General features: G+C 34.8%; 7 protein-coding genes. 2 read left to right on the forward strand and 5 right to left on the reverse strand.

From position 1 onward, the window contains the following. On the forward strand, positions 1–753 hold a 753-nt coding region (gene rluF, locus ACIQ2S_RS09765; RefSeq protein WP_396175444.1), incomplete at its 5' end, for a 23S rRNA pseudouridine(2604) synthase RluF. 576 nt (positions 754–1,329) lie between these two features. Here the strand turns inward: rluF and ACIQ2S_RS09770 are convergent. Continuing rightward, on the reverse strand, positions 1,330–2,214 hold the full coding sequence (locus ACIQ2S_RS09770; RefSeq protein WP_396175446.1) for a bifunctional 5,10-methylenetetrahydrofolate dehydrogenase/5,10-methenyltetrahydrofolate cyclohydrolase: 885 nt from the start codon (positions 2,212–2,214) through the stop codon (positions 1,330–1,332). Positions 2,215–2,325: 111 nt separating this feature from the next. Then, positions 2,326–3,663: a signal recognition particle protein gene (gene ffh, locus ACIQ2S_RS09775; RefSeq protein ID WP_396175448.1), complete on the reverse strand. Its 1,338-nt coding sequence runs from the start codon at positions 3,661–3,663 to the stop codon at positions 2,326–2,328. Positions 3,664–3,809: 146 nt separating this feature from the next. Here ffh and ACIQ2S_RS09780 point away from each other — a divergent pair, with 146 nt between their 5' ends. Further along, positions 3,810–4,529: a hypothetical protein gene (locus ACIQ2S_RS09780; protein WP_396175450.1), complete on the forward strand. Its 720-nt coding sequence runs from the start codon at positions 3,810–3,812 to the stop codon at positions 4,527–4,529. Between the two features lie 87 nt (positions 4,530–4,616). On the opposite strand, the gene ACIQ2S_RS09785 is transcribed toward ACIQ2S_RS09780, so the two are convergent. The 3 genes from ACIQ2S_RS09785 to ACIQ2S_RS09795 all read right to left on the reverse strand — a co-directional run. Then, complete coding sequence (locus tag ACIQ2S_RS09785) at positions 4,617–6,068, reverse strand: T9SS type A sorting domain-containing protein (RefSeq protein WP_396175452.1); 1,452 nt, start codon at positions 6,066–6,068, stop codon at positions 4,617–4,619. Next, positions 6,065–6,280 (reverse strand): DUF2892 domain-containing protein, encoded by a 216-nt coding sequence (locus tag ACIQ2S_RS09790; RefSeq protein WP_396175454.1) that lies wholly within the window; start codon positions 6,278–6,280, stop codon positions 6,065–6,067. The genes ACIQ2S_RS09785 and ACIQ2S_RS09790 overlap by 4 nt, the downstream gene beginning before the upstream one ends. Before the next feature lie 70 nt (positions 6,281–6,350). After that, on the reverse strand, positions 6,351–6,668 hold a 318-nt coding region (locus tag ACIQ2S_RS09795), incomplete at its 5' end, for a Crp/Fnr family transcriptional regulator (RefSeq protein ID WP_396175456.1).

The following is a 6,668-nucleotide window of genomic DNA, read 5'->3' on the forward strand; positions in this document are numbered from 1 at the left end:
TCAGGCTTTTGTTCACGGAGGGAAGCGGACCGACTTATTTCTGAAGGACGTGTCACCATTAACGGCGTTGTTCCCGAAATGGGCACTAAAGTCTCTGAGAAAGATGAAATTCGCGTAAACGGAAAATTGATTCGTGAAAACAGAGAAGAACCTATTTATTTAGCCTTCAATAAACCGACAGGTATTGAATGTACGACCAACCAAGGAGTTCGAAACAACATTGTTGATTATATTAACTACCCGGAACGTATTTTCCCCATAGGACGATTAGACAAAGCCAGTGAAGGTTTGATTTTTATGACCAACGACGGCGACATTGTAAACAAGATTCTTCGTGCAAGAAACAATCACGAAAAAGAATACATAGTAACGGTTGATAAACCTATTACTGAACGGTTCATTCAAAAAATGGGCAATGGCGTTCCTATTTTAGATACTGTCACCCGAAAATGTAAAGTAGAACAAATCAACACCCACGTATTTAAAATTGTTTTGACACAAGGTTTAAATCGTCAAATCAGAAGAATGTGTGAGTTTTTAGGTTATGAGGTTAATGCATTGAAACGCGTTCGAATTATCAATATTACTTTAGATATTCCTGTGGGACGCTACCGCGATTTAACGGCTTCTGAAATTCTTGAGCTAAACCAACTGATTGAACCTTCCAGCAAAACGGAAGAAGCGAGTTTGCCTAAAGTGGAGACCAAAAAACCAATGGCTTCAAATAGCAATCGGATTATTAGGAAAAAATAGTTCTTTATTTTTTCTACTAATCAAATAAACTGAATTTTAAAAGACACTATTTCTATCTATTTTTTAAATTTGAATATTGATCTTAAGTACTAAAAATTATAAAAACTTTTCACGTTCGGATTCTGTTTCCTGACTTTTCAATTTCTCAATTTTTGTGTTTAGATAATTAAAAACGTAATATAAAAAAACACTCAACAATATTATAATCAAAATGTTGGTATTTAAACTGAGTTTACTTTTTTCAGATTCCAATTCCAATCTAGAATTTGTTGCATCAATAATACTATACAATATTTTCTTGTCTTGCAAATCGTCCTCTCCGAGGTCTAGAATCTTTTCATAACATTCTTTTTGTTCAATGAGTACTTTATTTTGGTCTTCAAGCTTACTGTAATTCCTAGTTATGTTTGTAATAAAATAAAATAAAGAAAAATAACCAATTACATAAAGTACAAATTTTAAAGAGATTAATGTTTTTAAATTCATATAATAAATATTGCTTAGAATTTTAATTATTGATTTTATGTACAAGTTAATTGAAAAAATAAACCCAAGCTCAGCACCTAGGTTTCCTTTTTATTTCTTCAATCGTTTCTGTTCTCTCGCTAATAAAGTGTTCTTCAGCAACATCGCAATTGTCATTGGTCCTACCCCACCGGGAACCGGTGTGATATACGAAGCTTTTTTACTCACCGCTTCAAAATCAACATCGCCTGTTATTCGGTATCCTTTTTCATTGGTTTCATCCAAAACACGAGTAATACCCACGTCAATTACTACTGCGTCATCTTTGATCATTTCAGCTTTCAAATAATTAGGAACTCCCAATGCAGTGATGATAATATCAGCTTGGGTAGTTATTTGAGAAATGTTTTTGGTGTAACTATGTGTAAGCGTGACTGTTGAATTGCCCGGAAATCCCTTTCTTCCCATCAAAATACTCATGGGTCGACCCACAATGTGGCTTCTGCCAATAACTACGGTATGTTTTCCTGAAGTTTCCACGCCGTACCGTTCCAATAATTCTAAAATTCCAAAAGGCGTCGCCGGAATAAAGGTACTCATATCCAAAGCCATTTTTCCAAAATTCTCCGGATGAAATCCGTCAACATCTTTACTGGGATCAATCGACATAATCACGTGTTGTGTGTCAATTTGTTTCGGTAAAGGCAACTGTACGATAAAACCATCGATATTGTCATCTTCATTCAACTCTTTGATTTTCTTTAAAAGTTCTGTTTCAGAAGTGGTGCTTGGCATTTTGATTAACGTACTTTCAAAACCTACGCGTTCGCACGATTTTACTTTACTGCCAACATAAGTCAAACTCGCTCCGTCGTTTCCAACGATAATAGCTGCCAAATGCGGCACTTTCTCACCATTGTCTTTCATCTTCTGCACTTCGGCAGCGATTTCGTTTTTAATATCTTCTGAAATTTTCTTTCCGTCAAGTAGTTGCATAGTTTTTTGTTTCAGGTTTCAGGTTTCAGGTTTCAAGTTTCAGGTTTCAAGTTTCAGGTTTCAGGTTGCGGGTTGTGTTTTAACTCGTAACTTTCAAACCCGTAACTATATTTATTTCATTCCTTTCATTCCACCCATCATGCGGGCAAGATTCTTACCTCCGCCTCCTTGCATCATCTTCATCATTTTGCTCATTTGATCAAATTGTTTCATCAATTGATTAATCTGTTCTACTTTGGTTCCCGAACCTTTCGCAATTCGCATTTTCCGCTTGCCGTCAATTACGTTAGGTTTGCTTCGTTCCAACGGCGTCATCGAATGAATGATTGCTTCGATATGTTTGAATGCATCGTCTTCAATTTCCACATCTTTCAATGCTTTTCCAGCTCCGGGTATCATTCCAACCAAATCTTTCATGTTACCCATTTTTTTGATTTGCTGAATTTGAACCAAAAAATCATCAAAACCAAACTCGTTTTTTGCAATTTTCTTTTGCAATTTTCGTGCTTCTTCTTCATCGTATTGTTCCTGAGCACGCTCTACTAAAGAGATCACGTCTCCCATTCCCAAAATTCGGTCGGCCATACGTGACGGGTAGAAAACATCAATAGCTTCCATCTTCTCCCCGGTTCCGATGAATTTAATTGGTTTGTTTACAACCGATTTAATTGAAATAGCAGCTCCACCTCTGGTATCACCGTCTAATTTGGTTAAAATAACTCCGTCAAAATTCAAACGATCATTGAAGGCTTTCGCAGTATTCACAGCATCTTGACCGGTCATTGCATCTACAACAAACAATGTTTCTTGTGGTTGAATTGCTTTGTGGACATTGGCGATTTCATTCATCATTTGCTCATCAATAGCCAAACGTCCAGCAGTATCCACAATTACTACATTAAAGCCATTTGCTTTAGCATGTTTGATGGCATTTTGAGCAATTTCGACAGGATTTTTATTTTCGGGTTCTGAATAGACTTCTACACCAATCTGACCTCCTACTACATGCAACTGATTAATCGCCGCCGGACGGTAGATATCACAAGCAACCAATAAAGGTTTCTTTCCTTTCTTCGTTTTTAAAAAATTGGCTAATTTTCCCGAGAAGGTTGTTTTACCCGAACCTTGTAAACCCGACATTAAAATAACAGAAGGGTTACCGGATAAATTAATACCAACTTCGGAACCTCCCATTAATTCGACTAATTCGTCTTTTACCAATTTGACCATTAACTGCCCTGGTTGCAACGTAGTTAAAACGTTTTGACCGATGGCTTTTTCTTTAACAGTAGTGGTAAAATCCTTGGCAATTTTATAGTTAACATCGGCATCTAAAAGTGCACGACGGACTTCCTTCAAAGTATCGGCAACGTTGACTTCTGTAATTTTTCCGTGGCCTTTTAATAGATGGAGAGCTTTATCTAATTTATCGCTTAAACTGGTGAACATACTTCCGATTTCTTTTAATGAAATGCAAAGATAACATAAAGGAAATAAGCATCAAAAAATGATTTTATGTAATTTTTTTTTAATTTTGGGTAGGGTAAATAAAATGTAAATTGTTTTACTACATATAACCTTAAAAAAATGATGTAATGAAAAACAAAAAAATTCTAGTTGGCTTACTAGCAGTCGTTTTTACAGCTGTTTCGTGTAGCGATGACAGTAGCGATGCTGCAAATGGTATGGATAATTTAACTATTCAAGCAAAAGCTACGTATTCAGGCAATAATGGTCGCATGGACGGTGCCGTGAGTATTTCTGAATTTAAAATCAATTTAAAAGAAATTGAATTTGAATTGGATGAGGACTATTACGATGAAGACGATGATGATTACGGTGATGGGTATTATGGCGATGACGACGAATTTGAATTAACAGGTCCGTTTGAAATTGATTTATTAAGTGGTCAAACTACCATCACTTCGATTAATATTCCAAATGGAATATATGAAGAAGTAGAGTTTAAAATGCATCGAAACAGAAATTCTTCAAGTGAACTGTTTAATAAATCCATTCAAATCAAAGGTACCATAGGCACTACTCCATTTGTGTTTTGGCACAATGTAGAAGAAGATTTTGAAATTGATTACGAAGATGCAGGTCAAAATTTAATTATTTCAGACAACACAGCAACCATCGTTTTTGAGTTTGATTTAGATGCAGTTTTAGCAACTGTTGATTTATCTTCAGCAAATGATGGAAATGGCGACGGACTCATTGAAATTAGTCCGAATGATCCGGACGGCAATCAAAGTTTGGCAAACACTATTAAAGATAAAATTAAAGAATATACCGATTTATTGGATGATTAGAAGTTAGTTAGTTTTCAAATACCACATTTAACCTACGATGTCAAAAAGCTGCACAAAATGTGCAGCTTTTTTTGTTTAAAAAAGGGTTCACTTTTTGACTATTTGTTGAGAATACTGTTTTCCATCATTACCAATAATAGTTAAAATATAGGTTCCTTTAGAAATATCATTTAAAAACAGTGTGGTATTTAATGCGTAAAAAGTATCGGAATAGATTAATTTACCGGTTAAATCATAAATAAAAATATCCTTTGCACCTGCATCATTTTTTAACGAGATAAGGATTTCAGATTCAAATGGATTTGGGTATATAGAAAATTCTCTTGCGTTTAGTTCAGCACTACTTAATGGCACTTGAGCGAGTTTGGCTGTAGTACCTCCTACAACATATATGGAATTATCGGTATCAATTTTAAAAGAACTGGCAGAACTACTCCCCGAAACCAAACCCACCCAACCATTTGTTCCGTTTGAATTAACTTTACAAATTGCCATGTTAAACAGATTGCCTGCAGATAAATAGGCATTTCCTGATGAATCCAATTGAAGTTGACCATGTAATAATAAATTTTCTACCCCATCCGCATCAAAATTTTGCCATAACACTAAGCCACTAGAATTGTATTTCATAAAAGCCGCACCTGCAGTACCAGAGTTTGGAAAACCACTAATAATTGGATTATTGTCTGAACCAACTTCTACACGATTTCCCGCCATAGTATTCAAATTTGACCAAATCAAAATTCCATTTGAATCAATTTTTTCAATAATACTACCCGCATTGGTTCCAACGTTTTCTCCATTGATGATATAGGTGTTTCCTAACGAATCTCCGGCAAGATCACCAATGGTCGGACTTGTAACACCGGTCTTACTCCACATTAAAATCCCATCTAAACTAAGTTTTAAATAACCATTGATTATACCAGTAATTCCTCTACCTGAAACTACTAATGCATTGTCCGGTGTCAACTTGCAATTTATGGGAGCACCAATACCATTAACATCATAATAGGTCCAAAGCGGAACACCACTGGAATTAAACTTTTTAACTCTCGTGACTAATCCATTTGTTCCCATGCCTAAACCTAAAACGTAAATATTATCGGAAGAATCAACTACTATTTTCTTTGTATAGGAGCCTTCAAAGGTAGACTCAAATACAACTCTCCATAGTAAAATTCCTTGCGGATTGTATTTCATCAATAGGCTTGCTGCGTTTACCGGATTAGAATATCCTGATCGGATTGTACCGGATACATAACAATTATTCTGACTATCAGTTTCAAGCCAGGTAACAACTTCATGTCTTGTATTATCTGTATTATCAAAAGTAGAACTCCACAATATAGTACCCGATGAATTTCGCTTCGTTAAGGTTATATCACCACCGGGATTATAATCCCAATTGGCGGTGTATACTTGTTGGAGTTGGTTTACTGCCAGTGCGTTACCTCCGGGATAATTAGACCATTCCACGGAAACTTGAGCCGAAGAAATAAAAGAAAAGAAAAATAGTATTTTTACTAACTGTTTCATGTCTTTTTATTCTTAACGGAACAAGTATTTATTCCTAATAATGGATAAATTGGACAGAAACTTATTAAACTTGTTGCAATTAAAACGATTGCAAAAATTATAAATACCATACCTAGAACTCCACTAACCGTATTGGAAAAATAAAGTGCTCCAAGTACAACGGCCAATACAATTCTGATTAATTTGTCTGTGTTTCCAACATTTGCTTTCATAAGATTTTGATTTTAATTATTTTATACAAGTAAAAGTAATCAAATCAAAAACATGAAAAAGTGACTAAAGTCACATCTCTACTAATTGTATTCCTTTTGAAGTTTGAATTATTTTAGATTCCGATTCCAACTTTTTCAAAACACGCGTAATGACTTCCCGAGAAGTACCCATTTCGTTGGCAATATCCTTGTGTGAAATTGAAATGACTGAAGAATTAAATAATATTATTTTTTCTTTCAAATAGGAATATAATCGTGCATCTAAACGATCAAATAAAACATGATTTAATGTGTCAATTAAATCAAAATACCTTTCATTAAATAAATTAAAAAACATCGAATTAAATTTTGGATATTTTTTTATCCATTCTTGCACTTTTACTGCAGG

Source organism: Flavobacterium sp. (assembly GCF_044371705.1).
Classification (GTDB): domain Bacteria; phylum Bacteroidota; class Bacteroidia; order Flavobacteriales; family Flavobacteriaceae; genus Flavobacterium.